At 61.2% G+C, this 23,988-nt stretch carries 19 protein-coding genes, 3 tRNA genes and 1 pseudogene; 11 read left to right on the forward strand and 12 right to left on the reverse strand.

The window, feature by feature from the left end:
* Positions 1 to 196, forward strand: a pseudogene (locus VF672_RS08515) (type IV pili twitching motility protein PilT); the annotation flags it as partial.
* 198 nt (positions 197 to 394) lie between these two features.
* On the opposite strand, the gene VF672_RS08520 reads toward VF672_RS08515, so the two are convergent.
* The 11 genes from VF672_RS08520 to VF672_RS08570 all read right to left on the reverse strand — a co-directional run bounded on the left by VF672_RS08520 (position 395) and on the right by VF672_RS08570 (position 13,526).
* Complete coding sequence (locus VF672_RS08520) at positions 395 to 1,165, reverse strand: 3-hydroxybutyrate dehydrogenase (protein ID WP_331103608.1); 771 nt, start codon at positions 1,163 to 1,165, stop codon at positions 395 to 397.
* A 10-nt stretch (positions 1,166 to 1,175) separates the two neighbouring features.
* Positions 1,176 to 2,567, reverse strand: a complete 1,392-nt coding sequence (locus tag VF672_RS08525) for a GntP family permease (RefSeq protein ID WP_331103610.1) — start codon at positions 2,565 to 2,567, stop codon at positions 1,176 to 1,178.
* Positions 2,568 to 2,820: 253 nt separating this feature from the next.
* Complete coding sequence (locus VF672_RS08530) at positions 2,821 to 4,236, reverse strand: sigma-54 interaction domain-containing protein (protein WP_331103612.1); 1,416 nt, start codon at positions 4,234 to 4,236, stop codon at positions 2,821 to 2,823.
* 61 nt (positions 4,237 to 4,297) lie between these two features.
* On the reverse strand, positions 4,298 to 5,881 hold the full coding sequence (locus tag VF672_RS08535; protein WP_331103614.1) for an ABC transporter ATP-binding protein: 1,584 nt from the start codon (positions 5,879 to 5,881) through the stop codon (positions 4,298 to 4,300).
* A 1-nt stretch (position 5,882) separates the two neighbouring features.
* On the reverse strand, positions 5,883 to 6,905 hold the full coding sequence (locus tag VF672_RS08540; protein ID WP_331103616.1) for an ABC transporter permease: 1,023 nt from the start codon (positions 6,903 to 6,905) through the stop codon (positions 5,883 to 5,885).
* Positions 6,905 to 7,969: a microcin C ABC transporter permease YejB gene (locus tag VF672_RS08545; RefSeq protein ID WP_331103618.1), complete on the reverse strand. Its 1,065-nt coding sequence runs from the start codon at positions 7,967 to 7,969 to the stop codon at positions 6,905 to 6,907. The genes VF672_RS08540 and VF672_RS08545 overlap by 1 nt, the downstream gene beginning before the upstream one ends.
* Complete coding sequence (locus VF672_RS08550) at positions 7,969 to 9,837, reverse strand: extracellular solute-binding protein (protein WP_331103620.1); 1,869 nt, start codon at positions 9,835 to 9,837, stop codon at positions 7,969 to 7,971. The genes VF672_RS08545 and VF672_RS08550 overlap by 1 nt, the downstream gene beginning before the upstream one ends.
* A gap of 211 nt (positions 9,838 to 10,048) precedes the next feature.
* Positions 10,049 to 10,330, reverse strand: a complete 282-nt coding sequence (locus VF672_RS08555; RefSeq protein WP_027898593.1) for a peptidylprolyl isomerase — start codon at positions 10,328 to 10,330, stop codon at positions 10,049 to 10,051.
* A gap of 106 nt (positions 10,331 to 10,436) precedes the next feature.
* On the reverse strand, positions 10,437 to 11,318 hold the full coding sequence (locus VF672_RS08560) for a triacylglycerol lipase (protein ID WP_331103628.1): 882 nt from the start codon (positions 11,316 to 11,318) through the stop codon (positions 10,437 to 10,439).
* A 301-nt stretch (positions 11,319 to 11,619) separates the two neighbouring features.
* A complete protein-coding gene (locus tag VF672_RS08565) occupies positions 11,620 to 12,705 on the reverse strand; it encodes a 3-deoxy-7-phosphoheptulonate synthase (RefSeq protein WP_331103630.1) in 1,086 nt (361 codons plus the stop codon).
* A gap of 590 nt (positions 12,706 to 13,295) precedes the next feature.
* A complete protein-coding gene (locus VF672_RS08570; RefSeq protein ID WP_331103632.1) occupies positions 13,296 to 13,526 on the reverse strand; it encodes a DNA-binding protein in 231 nt (76 codons plus the stop codon).
* A gap of 81 nt (positions 13,527 to 13,607) precedes the next feature.
* On the opposite strand from VF672_RS08570, the gene VF672_RS08575 reads away from it, so the two are divergent.
* From VF672_RS08575 to dmeF, 10 genes are all read left to right on the forward strand, one after another.
* On the forward strand, positions 13,608 to 13,958 hold the full coding sequence (locus VF672_RS08575; RefSeq protein ID WP_331103634.1) for a helix-turn-helix transcriptional regulator: 351 nt from the start codon (positions 13,608 to 13,610) through the stop codon (positions 13,956 to 13,958).
* Between the two features lie 192 nt (positions 13,959 to 14,150).
* A complete protein-coding gene (gacA, locus tag VF672_RS08580) occupies positions 14,151 to 14,795 on the forward strand; it encodes a response regulator transcription factor GacA (protein ID WP_265385780.1) in 645 nt (214 codons plus the stop codon).
* Positions 14,796 to 16,619, forward strand: coding sequence for an excinuclease ABC subunit UvrC (gene uvrC / locus VF672_RS08585; protein WP_331103638.1), 1,824 nt, complete (start codon positions 14,796 to 14,798; stop codon positions 16,617 to 16,619).
* Between the two features lie 32 nt (positions 16,620 to 16,651).
* Entirely contained in the window at positions 16,652 to 17,212 is a 561-nt protein-coding gene (gene pgsA / locus VF672_RS08590; RefSeq protein ID WP_065990459.1) for a CDP-diacylglycerol--glycerol-3-phosphate 3-phosphatidyltransferase, read from the forward strand.
* 61 nt (positions 17,213 to 17,273) lie between these two features.
* Positions 17,274 to 17,349: transfer RNA gene (locus VF672_RS08595), tRNA-Gly, on the forward strand.
* Between the two features lie 45 nt (positions 17,350 to 17,394).
* Positions 17,395 to 17,468: transfer RNA gene (locus tag VF672_RS08600), tRNA-Cys, on the forward strand.
* Positions 17,469 to 17,953: 485 nt separating this feature from the next.
* A tRNA-Leu gene (locus VF672_RS08605) sits at positions 17,954 to 18,040 on the forward strand.
* 304 nt (positions 18,041 to 18,344) lie between these two features.
* Entirely contained in the window at positions 18,345 to 19,871 is a 1,527-nt protein-coding gene (locus VF672_RS08610) for an EAL domain-containing protein (RefSeq protein WP_331103641.1), read from the forward strand.
* Positions 19,872 to 20,041: 170 nt separating this feature from the next.
* Positions 20,042 to 20,317 carry a metal/formaldehyde-sensitive transcriptional repressor gene (locus VF672_RS08615; RefSeq protein ID WP_331103643.1) on the forward strand — a complete coding sequence of 92 codons (276 nt, stop codon included), beginning with the start codon at positions 20,042 to 20,044 and terminating at the stop codon, positions 20,315 to 20,317.
* Positions 20,318 to 20,337: 20 nt separating this feature from the next.
* Positions 20,338 to 21,282 (forward strand): CDF family Co(II)/Ni(II) efflux transporter DmeF, encoded by a 945-nt coding sequence (dmeF, locus tag VF672_RS08620; protein ID WP_331103645.1) that lies wholly within the window; start codon positions 20,338 to 20,340, stop codon positions 21,280 to 21,282.
* A gap of 14 nt (positions 21,283 to 21,296) precedes the next feature.
* Here the strand turns inward: dmeF and VF672_RS08625 are convergent, their stop codons facing one another.
* Positions 21,297 to 23,963, reverse strand: coding sequence for an excinuclease ABC subunit UvrA (locus VF672_RS08625; protein ID WP_331103648.1), 2,667 nt, complete (start codon positions 23,961 to 23,963; stop codon positions 21,297 to 21,299).
* Positions 23,964 to 23,988: the final 25 nt, after the last annotated feature.

Raw genomic sequence — 23,988 nt, forward strand, 5'->3', positions numbered from 1 at the left:
AGTGGAGGGCGCGATCACCGAAGACGAAGCCCTGAAGAACGCCGACTCGGCCAACAACGTGCGCCTGCGCCTGAAACTGCACAGCGAGAACGGGCCGTCGACCATCGTCACCGCACCGCGCGCCCCGCAACCGGCGGCGCAGGTGAACGTGAAGGATTGGGGGCTGGTGGACGAGCGCGACGAACCGGGGAACTGAAAGGTAAGCCCCGCTGCCTCCCGCGGTACTAACGGAAGACCAGGCACGATCCGTAGGAGCCGGCTTGCTGGCGAACCCGTTGTGTCAGGTACGACCCTGTCATTGACCCAGCGTGTTCGCCAGCAAGCCGGCTCCTACAGGCCACGTATTCCGCCGGCAATCGCCTGTGCCCGGGAGACGATCGACAGGGCATGGTGTCTACCGCGCCAGCCATCCACCATCGATATTCCACGCCGCACCGCGCACCTGCGCGCCCGCTTCGCTGCACAGAAATAACGTCAGCTCGCCCAGCTGGGAAGGTGTCACGAACTCCAGCGACGGCTGTTTCTCCGCCAGCAGGTCGTGTTTTGCCTGCTCCAGATCGCCGGTTTCGGCGGCACGATCATCAATCTGCTTCTGCACCAGTGGCGTCAACACCCAACCCGGGCAAATGGCGTTACAGGTGACATTGCTGGCGGCGGTTTCCAGGCCGACCACCTTGGTCAAACCGATGACCCCGTGCTTGGCCGCCACATACGCGGCTTTGCCGGTAGAACCCACCAGACCATGCACCGAGGCAATGTTCACAATCCGGCCCCAGCCCTTGGCGCGCATGCCCGGCAGACACAATCGCGTGCTGTGAAACACCGAGGACAGATTAATGGCGATGATCTTGTCCCAGCTCTCGACCGGGAAATCCTCCACCGCGTCGACGTGCTGAATTCCTGCGTTGTTCACCAGGATGTCGACCCCGCCGAACTCGCGTTCGGCGTAGGCGATCATGTCGGCGATCTGCGCGACATCGCTGACGTCCGCCGGGTGGTGGCCGACATGGCCACCGTACTGTTTGACCTGCTCGACCACCGCCGATGCATCGCCGAAACCGTTGAGCACCACATTCGCGCCGGCCTTGGCAAGCGTCAGCGCGATGCCCAGACCGATGCCGCTGGTGGAGCCGGTGACCAGAGCGGTTTTGCCTTGCAGACTCATGTTCAATTCCTCATACGATGCCGGTTGCATAGAAAACGCCAATCACCACGAATACCGCGAGGGTCTTGATAAGGGTGATGCCGAAAATGTCCTTGTACGCCTCGCGGTGGGTCAAGCCAGTCACCGCCAGCAGCGTGATGACCGCGCCATTGTGCGGAAGCGTGTCCATGCCGCCGCTGGCCATGGCGGCGACGCGGTGCAACACCTCAAGGGGAATGTTTGCCGCATGGGCCGCCGCGATGAAACTGTCGGACATCGCCGCCAGGGCGATGCTCATCCCCCCCGAGGCCGAACCCGTGATACCGGCCAGCAGCGTCACAGTTATCGCTTCGTTGACCAGCGGATTGGGGATGCTCTTGAGCCCGTCGGCCAGCACCAGGAACCCGGGCAACGACGCGATCACGGCGCCAAAACCGTATTCCGACGCGGTGTTCATCGCCGCCAGCAGTGCGCCGCTGACCGCTCCTTTACTGCCCTCGGCCAGCTTGGATTTAACCGTGCTGAAGGCGAACAGCAGCACAAAAACGATGCCCACCAGCAACGCCGCCTCGACCGCCCAGATGGCGGTGATCTTGGCGATGTCGGTCTGCACCGGCGTCGCCATGCCCGGCAGCGCGAGGGAGTGGGTCTTGCCGTACCACTGCGGAATCCACTGGGTGAACAGCAGGTTCATGACCCCGACCAGCAACAGCGGCGCCAGCGCGATCCAGGGGTTAGGCAGGGCGATGTCGGCCGGGGTTTCCGGCTCGTTGCGCAGCTCGGTGCCATAGCCTTCGCCGGCGCGCTGTGCCCTGTTGCGCTGGCGTTGCAGGAACAGCATGCCGGCACTGAAGACAAACGCCGTGCCGATCAGGCCCAGCCAGGGCGCAGCCCACGCGGTGGTGTTGAAGAAGGTCGAGGGGATAATGTTCTGAATCTGCGGAGTGCCGGGAAGGGCGTCCATGGTGAACGAGAACGCACCCAACGCGATGGTGGCCGGAATCAGCCGCTTGGGAATGTTGCTCTGGCGGAACATCTCGGCAGCGAACGGGTAGACCGCAAACACCACCACGAACAGCGATACGCCGCCGTAAGTGAGCAGCGCGCAGACCAGCACGATCACCAGCATCGCTTGCCGAGTGCCCAGCAGGCGAATGGCGGCAGCCACGATGGAGCGCGAGAACCCGGACAGCTCGATCAGCTTGCCGAACACGGCGCCGAGCAGAAACACCGGAAAGTAGAGTTTGACGAAGCCGACCATCTTGTCCATGAACACGCCGGTGAAGGCAGGCGCCACGGCAGAGGGGTCGGTGAGCAGTACCGCGCCAAGCGCCGCGATGGGTGCAAAGAGGATGACGCTATAACCCCGGTACGCAGCCAGCATCAGCAGCGTGAGGGCCGCTAAAGCGATGATCACACTCATCGAGTGTCTCCTGTTGTTTTTGTTTTGGGTGCGGCAACGCCGCGCAACAGGAGGTATAGCTACTTTCATGCCATCGCGCTAACCGGCTGAATTCAAAGCCTATTTTTTGCCGACGGGGATGTTCCGTGTGCAGGCTGTCCAGAAAATGAGACGAGCTTGCAACGATTACCCTCGGCGAATCCGAGCTCTGGAGTCGTGAAAGCTCTGAACCGGCGTTGTGCGATGCGTCCCGGTTAATAGACACGCAGTCTCACTATTGAGACTCGGCAATGCCCAGTGCCGCCATTTTCTTGTACAGCGTCGAACGCCCCAGCCCTAGTTGCTGTGCCGCGAGGATCACGTTACCCGCGCACTGTGCCAGCTTCGCCTGAATGAGCGTCCGGTCGAAGTGCTGCCGCGCCTCGCTGTACGTCTGGTGAGTGGGCGCGACGGTGCCCGCCACGGCCGGGCTCGCGACGGGAATCAAGGTGCCGATGGCGGCGCGGATGTCGCTGGGGTTGAGTTGCACGTCGTCACTGAGCAGCGCCGCGCGCTCCAGCACGTTGCGCAGCTCGCGAATGTTGCCTGGCCACGCATGTTGCGCGAGGGCCGCCAAGGCAGCAGGCGTCAGTTCCTGCTGGCTGCGCAAGTCCTCGAGGATCGCCTCGGTCAACGCCGGAATATCATCCAGACGCTCGCGCAACGGCGGCACCTCGAGGGGCAACACGCTGAGGCGGTAATACAGGTCGGCGCGAAACTGGCCGCGCTTGATGGCCGCTTCGAGGTCCGTGGACGTTGCGGCGATCAGGCGCACATCGCTTTTGATCATCTGGTTGGAGCCCACAGGCTCGTATTCCTTTTCCTGCAAGACGCGCAGCAGCTTGCTTTGCAACGGCAACGGCATGTCGCCGATCTCGTCGAGAAACAAGGTGCCGCCCTCCGCCAGGTGCAGTTTGCCGTGGCGGCCCTTGCGGTCGGCGCCGGTAAAGGCGCCCGGGGCCGTGCCGAAGAATTCCGCTTCCAGCAACGCCTCGGGAATCGCTGCGCTGTTGATGCTGATGAACGGCTTGTGCGCCCGTGGCGAGCTGTTGTGCACCGCATGGGCGAGCAGCTCCTTGCCGGTGCCGGTCTCCCCGAGCAGCAACACCGGGGAATCGGTGCTGGCGCTGCGACGTGCGCGGCGCTTGACCTCAAGGCTGGCGGCACTGGTGCCGATGAAGTGCGCAAAACTGTATTTGGCCTGACGGGCGCGCAGCAGCGAACGGGTCGAGGCCAGTTCCTGCTGCATGCTCGAATAACGCTTGAGCAGCGGCGACAGCGCGTGCAGCTCATCGAACAGCGCAAAACCGATAGCACCGATCACCGCGCCGCCGTCGTCATGAATGGGCAAGCGCATGACCACCAGCGGGTCCTTCGCGGTGTCCATCATGTCCAACAGAATCGGCTGACCGTTGCTTGCCACCTGACGCAGCAGGCTGCCGGGAATCACCTGCTCACACGGCTGCCCCACCGCGCGGCTGGGGTCTTCCAGGCCAAAACGGCGGGCGTACCGTTCGTTGATCCAGACGATGCGAGCGTCGCGGTCAACGATGACCGTGCCTTCGCTGGACTGCTCGATGATCTCGAAGAGCGAACGGATCGCCAGTCGCCGTACGCGTCGGTAATCCTTGAGGCTCTCACTGTCTTTCATCTGCGTTCTATCGTCCTGATTCTCGGCATCTGGCCGCACAGACTACGGGTTCGGGCACGTTTCAATTAAAGCCCGGGTGCGCCGCCGCCAACAATTCCCGGGTATAGGGGTGTTGCGGTGCATCGAATACATCGTGGCTCGCGCCGCGCTCCACTACCTTGCCGTCCTTGACCACGATCACGTCATGGGCAAGCGCCTTGACCACGGCCAGATCGTGGCTGATGAACAGATAGGTCAGGCCGTGTCGCTCCTGCAACTGGCGCAGCAACGCCACGACTTGCTTCTGCACCGTGCGGTCCAGGGCAGACGTCGGTTCATCGAGCAATATCAGGGCAGGTTTGAGCACAAGGGCTCGGGCAATGGCGATACGTTGCCGTTGCCCGCCAGAGAATTCATGGGGGTAACGGTGCCGGCTCGACGGATCGATGCCGACTTCTTCCAGCGCGCGAATCACTTCGGCCTCACAACTGGCCTTGTCCAGGTCGCTGTGGACTTCCAGGCCCTCGCTGATGATCTGTGCCACCGACATGCGCGGGCTGAGGCTGCCGTAAGGGTCCTGAAAAACCACCTGCATCTGCTTGCGCCATGGACGCATTTGCTTCTGATTGAGGCTGTCCAGCGCCTGACCCTTGAAGCGGATACTGCCACGTGATTCCAGCAAGCGGAGGATGGCCTGACCAAGTGTCGATTTGCCTGACCCGGATTCGCCGACGATGCCCAGGGTTTTGCCGCGTTCGATGCTCAGGCTGATGTCGTCGACGGCCTTCAGGTATTCGTGGTGCCGGTTGAAAATCCCGCCACCGAGGGAGAACCAGACGCGCAGGTTATCGACCTCAAGCACCTTTTCGCGGGCGTCACGCGGCAACGGCTCGCCCGCCGGTTCCGCGTCCAGCAGCAAGCGGCTGTAGGGATGCTGCGGTTGTTTGAACAACAGCTGGCAACTGGACTGCTCGACGATTTCGCCGGCACGCATCACGCACACACGCTGGGCGATGCTGTGCACCAGGTTCAGGTCGTGGCTGATGAGCAACAGCGACATGTTCAACCGTTGCTGCAACTGTTTGAGCAGCAGCAGAATCTTGCGCTGCACCGTTACATCCAGCGCCGTGGTGGGCTCATCGGCAATCAACAGTTCCGGTTCGCAGGCCAGTGCCATGGCGATCATCACCCGCTGGCGCTGGCCGCCGGACAATTCGTGTGGGTAGGCCTTCAGGCGCTTCTTCGGGTGTTGAATACCGACCAGTTCCAGCAGTTCAACAATCCGCGCCTGCGCCGCCTTGCCTGCCAGGCCCTTGTGCAGCAGCAGGGTCTCGCCGATCTGTCGAGACACCGTGTGCAGGGGGTTCAGCGAGGTCATGGGTTCCTGAAAGATCATCGCGATCTGGTTGCCGCGAAGCTCGCGCATGACGTTGCCGTCGGCGCCGAGCAGTTCCTTGCCGCGGTAACGGATGCTGCCGGTGCTCAGCGTGCCGGCATGGGGCAACAACTGCAGAATCGAGTGCGCCGTCACCGATTTGCCCGAGCCCGACTCGCCGACCAGTGCCAGGCATTCGCCGGCGGGGATGTCCAGGCTGAGGTGCTTGACCACGGTGTTGCCATTGAACGACACCGACAGGTCGCGGATTTCGATCAGGTTTTCGGACATCTCAGGACCTCGGGTCGAAGGCATCCCGCAGGGCCTCGCCTATGAACACCAGCAGCGACAGGATCAGCGCCAGGGTAAAAAATGCGGTAAAGCCCAGCCACGGCGCCTGCAGGTTCTGTTTGCCCTGGGCGATAAGCTCGCCCAGGGACGCGCTGCCGGCCGGCATGCCGAAGCCGAGAAAATCCAGCGCAGTCAGGGTGGAGATCGCCCCGGTCAGAATGAACGGCAAGTAGCTCAGGGTGGCGTTCATGGCATTGGGCAGAATGTGCCGCAGGATCACCTTGCGATCATTCAGGCCCAGGGCGCGCGCCGCTTTGACGTACTCGAGGTTGCGCCCGCGCAGGAACTCGGCGCGCACCACGTCCACCAGCGCCAGCCACGAGAACAGCGCCATGATCCCCAGCAGCCACCAGAAATTAGGCTCGACAAAGCCCGACAGAATGATCAGCAGGTACAGCACCGGCAGCCCGGACCAGACTTCCAGCAGGCGTTGGCCGATCAAATCCACCCAGCCGCCGTAATAACCCTGCAACGCGCCGGCGGCGATGCCGATCAGCGCACTGATGAAGGTCAGCGCCAGGGCAAACAAGATCGACACCCGCGCGCCGAAAATCACCCGGGCCAGTACGTCCCGGGCCTGATCGTCGGTGCCCAGCCAGTTGATGGAGGAGGGCGGGCTGGGCGCCGGTTTGTTCAGGTCATAGTTGGGCGTGTCATCGCTGAACGGAATCGGCGGAAACAGCATCCAGCCATCGCCCTTGCTGATCAGCTGGCGTACGTAATCGCTGCGGTAATCCGGCTGAAACGGCAATTGTCCGCCGAATTCCTGTTCGGTGTGACGCTTGAACGCAGGGAAATACAGCTCATGCTCATAACTGAGCAGCAGAGGTTTGTCGTTGGCGATGAGTTCGCCGCACAGGCTGAGCACGAACAGCCCGCAGAACAGCCACAGCGACCACCAGCCGCGGCGATTATTGCGGAAGCGCTCGAATCGGCGGCGCGCCACAGGAGACAGTCGGCGCATTACGCATTCCTCGCGCTGAAGTCGATTCGGGGGTCAACCAGGGTGTAGCAAATGTCTCCGACCAGTTTTATCAGCAACCCGAACAGCGTGAAGATGAACAGCGTCCCGAACACCACCGGATAATCCCGCGAGACGGCGGCTTCATAACTCATGCGCCCGAGGCCATCGAGGGAGAAGATCACCTCGATCATCAATGAGCCGGCGAAGAACACGCTGATGAACGCCTGCGGGATGCCGGCCACGATCAGCAGCATGGCGTTGCGAAACACATGGCCGTAGAGGACGCGTCGCTCACTCAGCCCTTTGGCACGGGCGGTGACCACGTATTGACGGGTGACTTCGTTGAGAAAGGAGTTTTTGGTCAGAATGGTCAGCGTCGCGAAGCCGCCAATGACCAGCGAAGTGACCGGCAACACCAAGTGCCAGAAGTAGTCGGCAATCTTGCCCAGGGTGCTCAGTTGATCGAAGTTCTCCGACACCAGACCGCGCACCGGGAACCAGCTCAGCGATGTACCGCCGGCGAACAGCACCACCAGCAGCATGGCAAACAGAAAGGCGGGCATCGCGTAGCCGATGATGATGGCCGTGCTGCTCCAGATGTCGAAGTGGCTGCCGTGTTTGACCGCTTTGCGGATGCCCAGGGGGATCGACACTAAATAGGTGATCAGGGTCGCCCACAGCCCCAGCGAGATTGAGACCGGCATCTTTTGCAGGATCAGGTCGGTCACCTTTGCCCCGCGAAAGAAGCTGTTGCCGAAATCCAGTTGCGCATAGTTCTTCAGCATCAGCCACAAACGCTCATGCAAAGGCTTGTCGAAACCGTATTGGTGCTCGATTTCCTTGATCAGCTTGGGGTCAAGGCCCCGGCTGGCACGTGACTGACCGGCATTCATGGTTTCGGTGTGGCCGGCGCCGATGGTGCCACCGGCCACACCTTGCAGCTTGGCGATCGCTTGCTCGACCGGGCCACCCGGTGCGGCCTGCACGATGAAGAAGTTGACCAGCAGAATGCACAGCAGCGTCGGAATGATCAGCAGTAGGCGCCTCATCAGGTAGCCGAGCATTACTTGACCTCCGAGGGAACGGCGGAAGCGCCCCGTTGCTGGGCGAACTGTTCATTGGTCAACGCTTGAGGGCTGACCTCCCACCAGGTGTCGATGGCCTCGCTGTTGCTGGCCTGAACCTTCGGAATGCCGAAGCGATTCCACCACACCGTGGAAGAGCCGGGCGGGTAATAGTTGGGAATCCAGTAGAAGCCCCACTGCAATACCCGGTCCAGGGCGTGAGCGTAATCGATCATCGCGGGCTTGCTGTCCGCTTTGGCCAGGCCCTCGATCAAGGTGTCGACGGCCGGGTCGCGCAGGACCATGTAGTTGCTGGAGCCGGCGTCGGTTGCCACTTTCGACCCGAAGTTGTTGTACAGCTCCATGCCGGGGGAGGTCGAAACGCCGTAGCCGGTGACAATCATGTCGTAGTCCCGGGCCATGACCCGGTTCAGGTACTGGGCCGAGTCAATGCGGCGGATCTCGAAATCGATGCCGATCTGCGCCAGGTTTCGCTTGTACGGCAGCAGGATTTTCTCGAAGCCGCTCTGGCCGTTGAGAAAGGTAAAGCTCAACGGCTCGCCCTGAGCGTTGACCAGCTTGTCGCCCTGGGGCATCCAGCCTGCTTCTTCAAGCAATGCCAAGGCCTGCAGCTGTTTGTCGCGAATGAACCCGCTGCCGTCGGTCTTCGGGGTCTGGAACACCGTGGTAAAGACTTCCGGCGGCACCTGACCGCGCAGTGGCTCAAGAATCTTCAGCTCGGACTCGGTGGGCAACGCCGTCGCCGCCAGATCACTGTTGGAGAAGTAGCTGTTCTGCCGCACGTAAACGTTGCGCATCATCTGCTTGTTGGTCCATTCGAAGTCCCAGAGCATGGCCAGCGCCTGACGCACGCGGCGGTCGTGAAACTTCGGACGGTCGAGATTGAACACGAAACCCTGAGAACTTTGCACGGCGCCCTTGGCCAGGTGCTCACGTTGCAGCCGACCCTCGGTCAGGGCCGGGCTGTCGTAGCCGATGGAATAGCCGGTGGCGGAATACTCGCGGTTGTAGTCATAACCGCCGCCGCGCAGCACCTGACGGGCCACGTCGGTGTCGCCGAAGTATTCGACGCTGAAGTGATCGAAGTTGTACGTGCCGCGATTGACCGGCAGGTCTTTGCCCCACCAGTCAGGGTTGCGTTCGAAGGTGATGCTGCGCCCCGGGTCGACCTTGCCGATCCGGTACGGGCCGCTGCCGACCGGGATCTCGAAACCGCCGCCGTTGGCAAAGTCGCGGTCCTTCCACCAGTGTTCGGGGAATACCGGCAGCGAGGCCAGATCCAGAGGCAGGGTGCGGCTTTCGTTGCTTTTGAAGTCGAACCGGATCTGTGAGGGCGACTCGACCTCAACGCCTTTGACGTCCTGAAATTCGGTGCGGTACGACAGGCTGCCCTGGGTCATCAGCAGGTTGTAGGTGAAACGCACGTCCTCTGCGGTGATGGAGGAGCCGTCGGCGAACTTCGCCTTGGGGCTCAGGTAAAAACGCAGCGACATACCGTCTGGGGCGCGTTCCATTTTTTCCGCGATCAAGCCATACACGGTGTAGGGTTCGTCCAGCGACCTCACCGCCAGGGGCGAGTACAACAAGCCGTTGACCTGTGCCACGCCCGTGCCCTTGTCGAGGTACGGCATGATGTGGTCGAACTGGCCGATCTCCTGGGCGGAGCGGCGCATGCTGCCACCTTTGGGGGCATCCGCGTTGACGTAATCGAAATGCCCGAAAGTCGCCGGGTAGCGCGGCGCCTCGCCGTAGACGGTCAATGCGTGTTGAGGGGCGGCGGACGACGCCTGAAAACCTGAACCGAGGAAGAGTGTTGCAAGCATCAGCGATGACAAAACAAAACGCATTACACGAATCCTGACTGACATTGGCGACCAATATCAGGGTTGAAGGTCATGACGGCGTTTGCGGCCGGTCTGGTTTGTTATTAATTACCCCAGCGGCAAGGTACCGCAAAGCCCGGGTCTTTGTAACCGGACAATACTGCCGTGTGGCGGGGATTCGATAAACAAACGGCCCGCTTTTAAGGGCGGGCCGTTCGTGCAGCAGCGTGGAGGATCAGTCCTGGCGGCTGGTGACTTCCAGCAAGTGATAACCGAACTGGGTTTTCACCGGGCCCTGGACCACGTTGACCGGTGCGCTGAACACCACGGTGTCGAACTCCTTCACCATCTGACCCGGTCCGAAGGAGCCAAGGTCGCCACCTTGACGGCTGGACGGGCAGCTGGAATTGGACTTTGCGACTTCGGCAAAATCAGCGCCGCCTTCGATCTGCGCTTTGAGTTCGTTGCACTTCTCTTCGCTGGATACAAGGATGTGGCGGGCAGTGGCTTTGGCCATCGGGATGACTCCTGTGAAAAAAAGAAACGAGCGTACCGGAATAAGGGCCGCTTTTCCCTAGAAAGTTCCGGCTTTCGCGCGGTGGCGTGACAGGTGACTTTGCGGGCTAAAGACCTTTGCGGAACAGCAGCGCGGCGTGGTCCACATACAGGCTGACCGGGTCAACGTGCTTGCGCACCAGCCCTGCACTCTGATTGATCGAGTCCACGTGGTCCATCGGGTAGTCCGAGCGGATCACCTTGCCCAGGTGCGAGCTGAATCGGCCTACCAGACCATCATTGGACGCGGCCTCCTTCTCGAACAGCAGCGCGTAACTGCGCAGTGCCAGGTGCAGCGGGTCCAGCGCGTTGCGGCCTTCTGCACGCAACGAGCCCTCGATGCACCCGCTCCACGAATAATAGTGAACGCCGTTGACGTGCTCAGCGCCTTCGCCGCCCCAAGTGGATGGCAGTCCCTGGGAATACTGGCGATTGAACGCGGCGACCCCTTCGGTCGTCAGCGCATCCAGTGCCTGAATCGGGTCTTGAGGCAGTTCGGAGTTGCCACTCAGCAGCGCGAGAAAGTGGGCGAATCCGGCGGTCAGCCGTGACGCCACCGCTTCAGGCATCTGCCCTGGCGTCAGGGCCCGGCGTACCCGATCCGCCACCTCCGAGCCGTGGTTGGGGCCGCTCACAGAGGTGACGGACGCGACGATGTCGGGGCGCAGGGCGGCGGCATAGCGGGAGGTGAGTGCGCCCTGACTGTGTCCGATCAGGTTGACCCGAAGGTAGCCGGTGCGGCGCAGAAAGCGCTCGATCTGCTCGATCAGTTGCTCGCCGCGGGTTTCGTTGTCGTGAACGCCGGAAAGCGCCGGCACATGGACCCTGCAGCCGGCTTTCTCCAGTGCCTGCGGGATGGCATGGAACATGTCCACCTTGCCGATCCGGTCAAAGCCGAACAAGCCGTGGATCAGCAAAATGGGGTACTTGGTGGTGACTTCCTTGTTCATGTCGATCAATCCTGGGTGGGCAAAGAGGGATCGAGCTTAACCAGTCAGAACATCGCCGGAAGGGCCCGGCTGCGGCGAGACGACGGGGCTTCTCAGCCACAGTAAGGGGCGCGGCCAAGCGTTTCAGGCCCTGTTTGCCGGGTGGGCAGAAAAGGCGCTTGGGTAGCCGCGTCATTACGTCGGGTGTGTGGGACGCTTTCCCACGGGGGGCGTCCTGCTTACGACACGCCGCTGATGACCGCAGCGTCGGTGAAACCGGAAGCCGGTGACACGCCCGGCACCGGCATCCTGTGATGAAATGCTACCTGTAACGCAGTTTGTCCACGGCGTCGCGCAGCAGGCGCTCCGTCGATTCCCAGCCCATGCACGCGTCCGTCACTGAAACGCCGTACTTGAGCGAAGCACTCAACGGCTGGCAGCCTTCGAACAGGTGACTTTCCAGCATCATGCCGATAAGCGTCCGCTCACCCGCCAGTCGCTGCTGCAGCACGTCGTTGAACACCGCGGGTTGACGCAGTGGATCTTTGCCGCTGTTGGCATGACTGCAATCAACCATGATGCGTGCGGCCATGCGCTGTTTCGCCAGACTGGCATTCACCGCTGCAACGCTGGCCGCGTCATAATTGGGCCCGCCGTGACCGCCGCGCAGAACAATATGGGTGTCGGGATTGCCCGACGTTTCGATCACAGCCGGGTGACCGTGTGGGTCCATGCCGAAGTGACGGTGGGCGTGAGCCGCCGAGCGAATCGCATCACAAGCCACGGCAACCCCGCCGTCGGTGCCGTTCTTGAAGCCGGTGGGCACGCCCAGGCCGCTGGCCATTTCCCGGTGAATCTGCGATTCGGTCGTCCTTGCGCCAATGGCCACCCAGCTCAACACGTCATCGAAGTAGCCCGCTGCCATCGGTTGCAGCAGCTCGGTTGCAATCGGCAAGCCGAGCCGGACCATTTCGCCCATCAACCGTCGCGACAGGGCCAGGCCCTCCGCCATGTCGTCACTGCCGTCCAGCGCGGGGTCATAAGCCAAACCTTTCCAGCCCACCGTGGTGCGCGGCTTCTCGACATAGGCACGCATGACCAGGAGCATCTGGTCGCTCACCTCGGCAGCCAGGCGCGCCAGGCGTTCGGCGTATTCAAGTGCGGCGAGCGGATCGTGGATCGAGCACGGACCGACGACGACCAGCAGGCGCGAATCTGCGCCGTTGAGGATGGCGCGAATCGACTGGCGGTGGGCCGCGACCTGTTCAGTCAAGGCGGCGTCCAGCGGTAGCAGCTGTTTCAGCGCGAACGGGGTGGGCAGGCGTTTCGGGGCCGGGCGGCCTTCATCCAGGGACACGGCGCTGGACGGCAGAGGGGGGAGCGTGTTGCTGACGATGGGCGAATTCATGAGGGCCTTCCTGGTCGGCGGGTAATCCCGCGCGGACCTACTGGGGTGTTCGACAATTGGCCGGGTTGGCTGTGAGTAGGGCGTTGCCACCTGTGAGTGACCGATCGGAGGCGGCAGGCTGTCCCGAACGGAGGTGACTAAATCGCCAGGCGAAGTCGATGTCGTTGCGGTAATAGTGAATGCGGTTCATGTGCTGCTCCTTGAATCGATCATTAAAAAAAGGTGAGGGCCAGAAAAACAAAACCCCCGGTCGGGAGGCCGACCGGGGGTGAGAGTTATCTCTGGTGGGCGTCCCGAAGTTCAGGCCGCCGTTTGGGTATCAGGCGCGCCAGTGGCTAAACCAATACCCATAAAAATAAGACGCAGGAGTCACAGAACTTGCCGCGCTCCAGCCAGCGGCACGCGCAGCCAGACGAGAAGCGTCGGCGGTGCTGAACAACTGAGTGGGAAGGGAAGGCAACATGGTCGGTCTCCGTGGATTGCCGCCGAGCTTACTTCAGCCCCGACGGTTTCTTCAATTGGAAAATTGCATAAGGCTGATCGACCCGCCCTGGTTTTAAGATCAGACAAGACGCTATAAAAGTGTCGATTCAGTTTTCGGAGGCCTTCTTGGGCGCGACCGCAGGTGAAATCACGCCGATCTTCATGCCCAGCAGCACCGCGACTTTGTGCGACTCCCCCCGGCGTCCCTTCTTGCGCCCGGACAGCACTTGATAGGTCGTCGCCGGGTCGACGTTGTGCTCCCTCGCAAATTCTTGAACCGATTTGCCTTGCTGTTCCAGCCAGGCCTTGGCTTGTGCGGCGGTACGGATTCCGGGCATAGTTCAAAACCGTTCAAGTTCGTTCAAATTATTTCGATTCTACCACTCGTAAGGGTGGGGTCAACAAGGTTATGCATCCAAATGAGTGGAATTAATGTCCGGATTCGGGAAGAGCGCGAGCGCCTGGGCCTCTCGCAGCGCGCATTCGGTGAAATTGGTGGCGTCGAGGCCAACGCGCAGGGCAAGTACGAAAACGGCGAGCGCACACCCAAGGCCGATTATCTGGCCCGGGTCGCCCATCGCGGTGTTGACGTGTTGTACGTATTAACGGGCGTTCGCACCCCGGTCCCCATTGTGGGCCTGAGCGAAAACGAAGAATGGATGGTGGGCAGTTACCGCAACCTGGGCAAGGAAGAGCAGGACGCGATCTGCCGGTTGACCTCCACCCTGGCCGAATACCAGAGCGGCTATGGGGCGGACAAGAAGCTATAACGGTTTTCCGGTTCTTTGGCAGTCGTCTGTTTGAAGATTTTTATCAAGTTTGGCGGCCGATGATGATAGTTTGTCGGCAGCGTTTCAGGTCATCTGGCACACAGGCGAGTGAAGTGCGCCAGAGCCGATCGCTTACTTTCTTTTTGCTTACGTGGCGTGTTGTCGTCATGAATTGTTCGGTGAGGTGTCTGCTTGATTAGGGTGCTGGTTGTCGATGACCACGATCTGGTTCGGACAGGTATCACGCGCATGCTGGCCGACATCGAAGGCTTGCAGGTGGTGGGGCAGGCCGAGTCGGGCGAAGAGTCGTTGCAGAAGGCCCGCGAGTTGAAGCCCGACGTGGTGCTGATGGACGTCAAGATGCCCGGCATCGGCGGGCTGGAAGCGACGCGCAAACTCATTCGCAGCCACCCGGACATGAAGGTGGTCGCCGTCACGGTGTGCGAGGAAGATCCGTTCCCGACGCGGCTGTTGCAAGCGGGTGCGGCGGGGTACATGACCAAAGGCGCCGGGTTGACCGAGATGGTGCAGGCCATTCGCCTGGTATTCGCCGGTCAGCGCTACATCAGCCCGCAGATCGCGCAGCAACTGGCACTCAAATCGTTTCAGCCGCAGACTAGCAATTCGCCATTCGATCTCTTGTCCGAGCGCGAAATCCAGATTGCCCTTATGATTGTCGGCTGCCAGAAAGTGCAGACAATCTCCGACAAGCTTTGCCTGTCCCCCAAAACCGTGAATACCTACCGGTACCGCATATTCGAGAAGCTGTCGATTGGCAGTGACGTGGAACTGGCCCTGCTGGCCGTCCGTCACGGCATGGTCGACGCCAGCGCCTAAATGACCCAGCCGTTTGATCCCAGTGCTTTCCTGTCCACCTGCAGTGGCCGCCCCGGCGTATATCGGATGTTCGATGTCGACGGCAAGCTGCTGTACGTCGGCAAGGCCAAGAATCTAAAGAAACGTCTCGCCAGCTACTTCCGCAAAACCGGCCATGCCCCGAAAACCGGGGCGCTGGTGGCGCGGATCGCTGAGGTCGAAACCACCATCACCGCCAACGAAACCGAGGCGTTGCTGCTGGAACAAACCCTGATCAAGGAGTCGCGTCCGCCTTACAACATCCTGCTGCGTGACGACAAGTCCTACCCTTACGTGCACCTGTCCGACGGTGAGTTTCCGCGGCTGAGCATCCACCGCGGCGCCAAAAAGGCCAAGGGCCGTTATTTCGGGCCTTACCCCAGCGCCGGCGCGATTCGCGAAAGCCTGAGCATTCTGCAGAAGACCTTCCACGTTCGGCAGTGCGAAGACAGCTTCTACAAGAACCGCACGCGGCCTTGCCTGCAGTACCAGATCAAGCGCTGCAAGGCGCCTTGCGTGAATCTTGTGGAGCCCCAGGTCTACAACGATGACGTCCGTCACTCGGTGATGTTCCTGGAAGGGCGCAGCAATGCCCTGACAGACGAACTCAACGCATTGATGGAAAAGGCGGCAATGGACCTGGATTTCGAGCATGCCGCCGAGCTGCGTGATCAGATCGGCCTGCTGCGCCGCGTTCAGGACCAGCAGAGCATGGATGGCGGTACCGGCGACGTCGACGTCGTGGCGGCATTCGTCAACCCGGGCGGCGCCTGCGTGCACCTCATCAGCGTGCGTGGCGGGCGAGTGTTGGGCAGCAAGAATTTCTTCCCCCAGGTCGGTATCGAGGAGGAGGTGGGCGAAGTCATGTCCGCCTTCCTGGCGCAGTACTTTTTGGGTGGCGGCGAGCGGGAGTTGCCCGGCGAAGTCATCGTCAACGTGGTCAGCGAAGACTTCCCGGCGCTGATTGACGCGATCGATGCCTCGCGGGGCCGCGAGATGACCATCAGCCATCGAGTGCGGGGAACGCGTGCGCGCTGGCAGCAGCTGGCCGTGACCAACGCCGAGCAGGCGTTGATGGCGCGTCTGGCCAATCGTCAACACGTCGCTGCGCGCTTCGAAGCGTTGGCGCAAGTGCTCAAGCTCGACGAGCCGCCGCAGCGGCTGGAGTGCTACGACATCAGCCATTCCAGTGGTGAGGCGACGGTCGCGTCATGCGTAGTGTTCGGTCCCGAGGGCCCGATCAAGTCCGATTACCGTCGCTACAATATCGAAGGCGTCACGGCGGGCGACGATTACGCTGCCATGCACCAGGCCCTCACGCGTCGCTTCAGCAAGATCAAGGACGGCGAGGGTAAATTGCCGGACATCTTGCTGGTGGACGGTGGCAAGGGGCAGCTGAGCATGGCGCGTGACGTGATGAACGAGCTTGCCGTGCCTGACCTGATTCTTCTCGGTGTGGCCAAGGGCGCCACCCGCAAGGCGGGCTTCGAGACGCTTTATTTGAACGATGCGGCGCACGAGTTCACCCTCAAAGGCGACTCGCCGGCGCTGCACCTGATTCAACAGATCCGTGACGAAGCTCACCGTTTTGCGATCACCGGACACCGTGCCCGGCGCGGTAAAACCCGTCGCACCTCAACCCTGGAAGGCGTTGCCGGCGTGGGCCCGACCCGGCGTCGCGACCTGCTCAAGCACTTCGGTGGCCTTCAGGAATTGTCCAGAGCCAGCATCGAAGAAATCGCCAAGGCGCCTGGCATCAGCAAAAAGCTCGCAGAGTCGATTTATGCAAACCTGCACAGCGAGTAGAATGCTCGCTCACCTCGTAGCCAGTTGTGCCGATGAATATCCCTAATCTGATCACCGTATTACGTGTCCTGCTGATTCCGATCTTCATTCTGTTGTTCTATCTGCCGTACCACTGGAGCTATATGGCGGCCAGTTCGGTATTCGCACTGGCAGCCGCGACCGACTGGCTGGACGGATATCTGGCAAGACGCCTGGAGCAAAGCACACCGTTCGGGGCCTTCCTCGATCCGGTGGCTGACAAACTGATGGTGGCCGTCGCGCTGGTGTTACTGGTGCAGGCTCATGCCAACCTCTGGCTGACCCTGCCAGCTGCCGTGATCATCGGCCGCGAGATCGTCATCTCGGCCTTGCGCGAATGGATGGCCGAACTGGGTGCCCGCGCACAGGTTGCGGTGTCCAATCTGGGCAAATGGAAGACCGCCGCGCAAATGCTCGCGCTGGTCATTCTGTTGGCCAACCCGCCAGCGTTCACCTTCTGGGTCGTGTTGGGTTACGTGCTGTTGATGATCGCGGCAGGCCTGACGCTGTGGTCGATGGTGCAATACCTCAGGGCCGCATGGCCGCATCTGCGCACGACCACCGATGAAAAATAAGTATTTTTAAATCAAGGGGTTGACGGGGTCATTTGAGTGTATAGAATGGCGCCCACACAAAGCGGGAATAGCTCAGTTGGTAGAGCACGACCTTGCCAAGGTCGGGGTCGCGAGTTCGAGTCTCGTTTCCCGCTCCAGTTTGTATGCGTTTAGCGGTAGTTGTTGGATCGTTGAGCGTTTGAGGCCGAGTAGCAAAATGGTTATGCCGCGGATTGCAAATCCGCTTACGCCGGTTCGATTCCGACCTCGGCCTCCACATTTAAAGCCCGTAAGATCAACGTCTTACGGGCTTTTTTGTGGGTGGCAAAATGGTCAGAGTTTCCGCAACTCTGACCATCGTTTCCGCAACCCTCCAATCTACCTGTCTCGCCGGGATGATCTCCCGCACGCTCGTACTCATCCCTAATGGTCATGCTCGATTGTTTTGCCAGCCAAGATGCTTGAGATGGCGGGCTGATTATTGCCATTGCACGCTTACTGCGGCGATGTACCCTCGGCAATGCATCGCTTTCCTCAAACGGGCATACACACTAGCATCCAGCGGGAGAGGGCACACATCCCCGCGCCGACGCCACGCCGACGCCGAGCGGCGAAGCGCTGGTAGGCGGCATATCGGCGGTAACTGATTGAAATACGTGCCCTTTGAACTTGCCACTGCTGCGCCGGGTGTATATATTCCCCGCTCTTGTCAGCTTCCTGCCGCGACGTCGCTCGCGGGTGTGAAGGCTGATCTGCATGACCGCCCTGATGGTGAAATTGGTAGACACACCGGACTTAAAATCCGTCGTCCGAAAGGATGTGCCGGTTCGACTCCGGCTCGGGGCACCATTTAGAATCAGGCGCTTACGGAGCAATCCGAAGCGCCTTTTTTGTCTCTACGATCCCGCAATCGAGAAGTCCCTTCCGCAACTCTCCTTGATCCCCGAAGGCCTCACCGGCATGCGCCCGAGGAATCTTCTCCAGACGCAACGGTCTCACCTGACATCTTCCGGCTAAGCCGCTCCGTTCGGCTGCGTATGCCTTACGTTGGAGTGTGGAGCGACGCGCGCGCACGCGCGCGCAGTTGAGCGCGCATTCAGCAAGCGTCAGCAGGGCGGAACACCGCACCGCTGGGGCGCCTCAAGGAGCGAGCATGGGCAGGTTTAAAATTGTTGCGACGGCAGCCGTGTCTGGCCTGCTGGGAATGGCCGTTGCTGCTGCGTTGACGTCCTATGCTTCCTGGTCGAGAGTGGTTTCGGATGAGCAGTCGCTCTTGAAGATCTTCTCCGAACGCGCCATGAAGAATGTCGAGAACTCCCTGGGCCAGGGGCGCGCAGCTATTTCGTCATTGGCTCAATGGGACGGTGAGTTCTGCTCTCCGGAACACGTTGCCTTCATGCGGCGCATCACGATCAATACCCGAGCCATCGAAGAGGTTCGGTTCACCGGTAATGACACTCAATGCAATTCCTGGGGCGACGAGGTCGGGAATAACAAGGAGCCCGAAGTTGATGGCGCTTTGGGGGATGGGTTTGAACTTGCTTTGCGTGCCGAGCCGCACATACAGGGAATAGACCCTATCACCCTGGTAAGGCGCGGGCCTTACAGTGTCATCATCAATACCAGCCGGTTGTCCGACGTTATATTGAACGAACAGCTGAATCTGGCCATTTTTTACCAAAACAGAATCGTCAGCGGATTACGGGTGCAAGACGCCGTCCCCTGGGCCGACGTTATGTCCCGGCAGCGGGAGCGCGATGACAGCCACGTTTATGCAGTCACTAAAAGGAACGGGTGGGCCGCTGTAGTTGCTGAGCCTATCACTGCGCTACCTTCCAGCTTCAAGCAGGAACTGCTGCGGGCGTTGCCTACCAGCCTGATCATCGGCTTGCTGATCGCCGCGCTTGCGGCGAAGCTTTTTTCTCAAAGACGGTCACCGCTGTCCGAGCTCAAGTCTGCCGTTCAACAGCGTGAATTTGTCGTTCACTACCAGCCCATCATTGCGCTCAACTCGGGTGAATGCGTCGGTGCCGAGGCTTTGGTGCGGTGGATCAGACCTGACGGCAGCATGGTATCCCCGGATAAATTCATTCCTCTGGCTGAGGACAGTGGTCTCATACTGGATATCACCGATCAGGTCATCAAAGGCGTCGTAGACGACTTGGAGCAGGTGCTCGCCAACAACCGGGGTCTGCACATCGCCATTAACCTGTGCGCCGAAGACATCAAAAGCGGTCGCTTCATCGCGGTGATTGAAACTGCTCTGCACAACGGCTTGATCAGCCATGAGCAAATCTGGCTCGAAGCCACCGAGCGCGGGTTTATCGATATCGACGCCGCGGTAGGCTCGCTCCAGAAGGCCAAGGCGCTTGGATTTCACGTTGCCATTGATGATTTTGGAACCGGTTATTCAAGCTTGCAGCATCTTCAGCGTCTGCCCATTGATGTCCTGAAAATCGATAAAGCGTTTGTTGACACGATCGGTACGTCATCCGCTTCCAGTTCCGTGATTACGCACATCATTGCGATGGCCAAGACACTGAATCTGCAGATTGTGGCGGAAGGGGTAGAAACCGAAGCGCAAGCGAATTACCTCAAGGCGCAGGGTGTCGAATACGCCCAGGGCTGGTTGTATTCCAAAGCGCTTCCTGCAAAGGACTTTGTCAATTTCCTTGGGTAAGGGCCTGGCCTGCCGTCACGTGATAACACTCAGTAGTACGGCGCAGGGCATGCGCTGAAGATCCCGTAACCAGAACTCCCATTTGCACGGTAGCCGCGTATCAGGCCGGCCCCCTCTTGCATGAACAGGGACCCCTGTGAAACCATCCGCATAGGTAAGGGGGGTATCCTATGGGCCATACAGCATCAAACAACGAAGATCTGCTCAAGCGGGTCAAGCGCATTGCCGGTCAGGTCCAGGCAATCGAACGCTCGCTTGAATCCGGTCACGACTGCGCGAAAACGCTTCACCTCGTGGCGGCTACGCGCGGGGCAATCAACGGCCTGATGGACGAAATAATCGAGGACCACGCCCGGGAGCATGTCGCTCATCCGGCATTGAGCGATGAAGCACGCGCCAAGGGACTCGAAGAGCTGCTGGAAGCCATCCGGCGGTATTCCAAGTGATAGACACGGACCAGAATTTCATGGGCAGCCAAACCCGTTTCAGCCACGAACATATTTATCTCGGCTCGGCGCACGACGAGAACGCCAGGCGCACCTTTTGGGTGGTGATCCTGACCGTCGTGATGATGGTCGGCGAGATTGCTGCCGGTTACGTTACTGGCTCAATGGCGCTGCTTGCCGATGGCTTTCACATGGCCACCCATGCGGGCGCGTTGGGAATTGCCGCAGCGGCTTATGCGTACGCCAGGCGCAATGCGTCCAGTACCCGCTTCAGTTTCGGCACCGGCAAAGTCGGCGACCTCGGTGGTTTTGCCTCAGCGCTTATTCTGGGGCTGGTGTCGCTGGGCATTGCCGTGGAGTCGATCATCCGTCTGCTTCAGCCAACGGACGTCGCGTTCGGCACCGCGACGCTGATCGCCATTCTCGGCCTGGCCGTCAACATCGTGAGCGCTCTGTTGCTGGGCCATGGACACAGCCACAGCCACGACCATGAGCACGGCCACGACCACGACCATGACGATCATCACCACGCGCACCACGGCGATAACAATCTGCGTTCCGCGTACGTCCACGTGCTGGCCGACGCGTTGACCTCTGTGCTGGCCATCGCTGCGCTGGTTGCTGGCCGTTACCTGGGTTGGGTGTGGCTTGACCCGGCCATGGGCATCGTCGGCGCGGCGGTCATTGCCCGCTGGTCGTGGAGCCTGATGCGCGACACGGCAATCGTTCTGCTTGATCAGACCGATGAAGAGGTGGCGCAGGAGATTCGGATGCTCGTTGAGCAGTCCGGCGACGCCAGCATCACTGACCTTCACGTGTGGCGTGTGGGGCCGGAGGCTCGTGCTGCGATTGTCAGTGTGCTCGGTTCCCCTGCACTGAGCGCGGACGACATCCGCGAGCGCCTGAAACCTGTGCACGAAATCAGCCACCTCACCGTAGAGTTTCGAGCCTCTTCGCCTTCCTGATCATCAGGCCGGTACTAACCCCCCAGCGCCTGACGCAAGAACGGCGCTGTTCGGCTTTCGGCCACCTCGATGACCACCTCCGGGGTGCCGCTGGCCACGATGTTGCCGCCTTTGTCGCCCGCGCCCGGGCCAACGTCGATCACCCAGTCGCTTTGCGCCACAACGCGCATTTCATGCTCGACCACCACGACGCTGTGTCCGCCATCCACCAATGCGTTGAGCTGCGTCAGCAGCCGGTCCACGTCGGTGGGGTGCAGTCCGGTGGTCGGCTCGTCGAGTACGTATAACGTGGCGCCGCGTTGAGTGCGCTGCAGCTCTGTAGCCAGTTTGATGCGCTGGGCTTCGCCGCCGGACAGTTCAGTCGCAGGCTGACCCAGACGCAGGTAGCCCAGGCCTATATCGCGCAGCACCGACAGCGAGCGCAGCACGCCTGACTGCTCGGCGAACACGTCCACCGCTTGTTCGACCGTCAGCTGCAACACGTCAGCAATACTCAACTCGTTCCAGCGGACGGCCAGCGTGTCCGGGTTATAACGCGCGCCGTGGCAGGTCGGGCAGGGCGCGTAGACGCTCGGCATGAAGAGCAATTCAACGCTGACGAATCCCTCACCTTCACACACCGGGCAGCGGCCTTTGGCAACGTTGAACGAGAACTGACCTGCATCGTAGCCTGCGCGCTGGGCGTCAGGTGTTGCGGCAAACAGTTTGCGCACGTTGTCGAACAGTCCGGTGTAGGTCGCAAGGTTGGAGCGCGGGGTGCGGCCGATGGGCTTTTGATCAACCTGCACCAGACGCTTGATCATTCCCAGCCCGCCGACAATGTGCCCGCCGGTGGGCTGCGGCGCGTCGTCTTCCAGGCTGGCTTCCTCTTCCTCGGCATCAACGACCGGTTTGCCCAGCTCCGCGCCCACCAGCTCCAGCAACGCCTGACTGACCAGGCTCGATTTGCCTGAGCCCGAGATGCCGGTCACCGAGGTGAAGCAGCCCAGCGGAAATTCGGCGCTCAGCTCGTTCAGGTTGTTGCGGGTAATGCCCTCTAGGCGCAGCCACCCCGTGGGGGCGCGTCGCTCGGTACGGGCTTTGGCATTCTCGACAAACAGATGCCGACGCGTTTGTGACGCCTCGACCTCGGCCAGACCTGCCGGAGGTCCGCTGTAAAGCACGTGTCCGCCGTGTTCACCGGCGGCAGGGCCGACGTCGATCAGCCAGTCAGCGCGGCGCATGGTTTCCAGGTCATGTTCGACCACAAACAGGGAATTGCCAGATGCCTTGAGTTGTTGCAACGCGGTGAACAGAGCCTCGCTGTCCGCCGGGTGCAGGCCCGCCGAAGGCTCGTCCAGTACGTAAATGACGCCGAACAGTTGTGAGCCCAATTGCGTTGCCAGGCGCAAGCGCTGCAATTCTCCCGACGAGAGTGACGGCGTGCTCCGGTCGAGCGCCAGATACCCCAGCCCCAGGTCGGTGAGGGTGCTGACCCGCGCCAGCAGGTCCTGGGCAATGCGCTGGGCGGCGAGGCGTTTCTCGACGGAGAGGTTTGGCGTCGCACGTACATCCGGTGCTGCGTCGTGGGCCGAGCCGCCTTCCGTGATGCGCTGCTTCTTCGCGTTTGCCCTCTGCGCGCGATCAAGCACAGCGCTTTGGCGATCTTGCTCTTCAAAAACCCCCGCGGCCACGGGGCGCAGGACCTCGGCCAGGCGCAACAGCGGCATCTGCGACAGCTCGCCGATGTCGAGGCCGGCAAACGTCACGGACAAGGCTTCGCGTTTCAAACGTTTGCCTGCGCACAGCGGGCACGGGCTGCCGCGCATGAACCGCGAGACGCGCTTCTTCATCAGCGCGCTTTGCGAGTGGGCGAAGGTGTGCTGCACATAACGACGCGCACCCGTGAAGGTGCCCTGGTAACTTGGTTCGACCTTGCGCTTGATCGCCAACCGGGTTTGTTCCGGCGTGAGGCCTGCGTACACCGGAGCGGTAGGTTGCTCGTCCGTGAACAGAATCCAGTCCCGGTCCTTTTTCGGCAGGTCGCGCCAAGGCGTATCGACGTCGTAACCCAGGGTCACCAGGATATCGCGCTGGTTCTGGCCGCCCCAGGCGAGGGGCCAGGCGGCGATGGCGCGTTGGCGGATGGTCAGGGAGTCGTCCGGCACCATGAGTTCCTCCGGCACCTCATACACCCGGCCCAGGCCATGGCACTCGGGGCACGCGCCCTGGGGCAGGTTGGGCGAGAAATCTTCGGCGTAGAGCATGGGCTGGCCCGGCGGGTAACTGCCAGCGCGGGAATACAGCATGCGGATCAGGCTGGACAGCGTGGTTACGCTGCCGACCGACGACCGTGTGCTCGGCGTGCCGCGTTGTTGCTGCAGGGCAACGGCAGGCGGCAGGCCTTCGATGGAGTCGACGTCGGGCACGCCCACCTGGTCGATGAGGCGGCGGGCGTAAGGTGCGACGGATTCGAAATAGCGCCGCTGCGCTTCGGCATACAGCGTGGAGAACGCCAGTGACGATTTGCCGGAGCCCGAGACGCCGGTGAACACCACCAGCGCGTCACGAGGGATGTCGACGTCCACGTCCTTGAGGTTGTGCTCACGGGCGCCGCGGACCCGGACGAATCCGGGGCGGTTGCGGTCGACGGTGAGTGAGGCTGGGCGCGTGTCGGTTGGCAAGTGTGGCGGGGTGGTCATGAACGAGGCCTTTGAATCAGGAAAA

Source organism: Pseudomonas sp., assembly GCF_036387035.1.
Taxonomy (GTDB): Bacteria; Pseudomonadota; Gammaproteobacteria; order Pseudomonadales; family Pseudomonadaceae; genus Aquipseudomonas.

Coding starts and splice junctions, on each gene's coding strand:
- pgsA (WP_065990459.1), top strand. CDS start 16,652: ATGAATATCCCTAATCTGATCACCGTATTACGTGTCCTGCTGATTCCG.
- VF672_RS08575 (WP_331103634.1), top strand. CDS start 13,608: ATGAGTGGAATTAATGTCCGGATTCGGGAAGAGCGCGAGCGCCTGGGC.
- uvrC (WP_331103638.1), top strand. CDS start 14,796: ATGACCCAGCCGTTTGATCCCAGTGCTTTCCTGTCCACCTGCAGTGGC.
- VF672_RS08570 (WP_331103632.1), bottom strand. CDS start 13,526: ATGCCCGGAATCCGTACCGCCGCACAAGCCAAGGCCTGGCTGGAACAG.
- VF672_RS08565 (WP_331103630.1), bottom strand. CDS start 12,705: ATGAATTCGCCCATCGTCAGCAACACGCTCCCCCCTCTGCCGTCCAGC.
- VF672_RS08545 (WP_331103618.1), bottom strand. CDS start 7,969: ATGCTCGGCTACCTGATGAGGCGCCTACTGCTGATCATTCCGACGCTG.
- VF672_RS08530 (WP_331103612.1), bottom strand. CDS start 4,236: ATGAAAGACAGTGAGAGCCTCAAGGATTACCGACGCGTACGGCGACTG.
- VF672_RS08520 (WP_331103608.1), bottom strand. CDS start 1,165: ATGAGTCTGCAAGGCAAAACCGCTCTGGTCACCGGCTCCACCAGCGGC.
- VF672_RS08535 (WP_331103614.1), bottom strand. CDS start 5,881: ATGTCCGAAAACCTGATCGAAATCCGCGACCTGTCGGTGTCGTTCAAT.
- VF672_RS08610 (WP_331103641.1), top strand. CDS start 18,345: ATGGGCAGGTTTAAAATTGTTGCGACGGCAGCCGTGTCTGGCCTGCTG.
- VF672_RS08550 (WP_331103620.1), bottom strand. CDS start 9,837: ATGCGTTTTGTTTTGTCATCGCTGATGCTTGCAACACTCTTCCTCGGT.
- VF672_RS08615 (WP_331103643.1), top strand. CDS start 20,042: ATGGGCCATACAGCATCAAACAACGAAGATCTGCTCAAGCGGGTCAAG.
- dmeF (WP_331103645.1), top strand. CDS start 20,338: ATGGGCAGCCAAACCCGTTTCAGCCACGAACATATTTATCTCGGCTCG.
- VF672_RS08525 (WP_331103610.1), bottom strand. CDS start 2,567: ATGAGTGTGATCATCGCTTTAGCGGCCCTCACGCTGCTGATGCTGGCT.
- VF672_RS08560 (WP_331103628.1), bottom strand. CDS start 11,318: ATGAACAAGGAAGTCACCACCAAGTACCCCATTTTGCTGATCCACGGC.
- VF672_RS08625 (WP_331103648.1), bottom strand. CDS start 23,963: ATGACCACCCCGCCACACTTGCCAACCGACACGCGCCCAGCCTCACTC.
- VF672_RS08555 (WP_027898593.1), bottom strand. CDS start 10,330: ATGGCCAAAGCCACTGCCCGCCACATCCTTGTATCCAGCGAAGAGAAG.
- VF672_RS08540 (WP_331103616.1), bottom strand. CDS start 6,905: ATGCGCCGACTGTCTCCTGTGGCGCGCCGCCGATTCGAGCGCTTCCGC.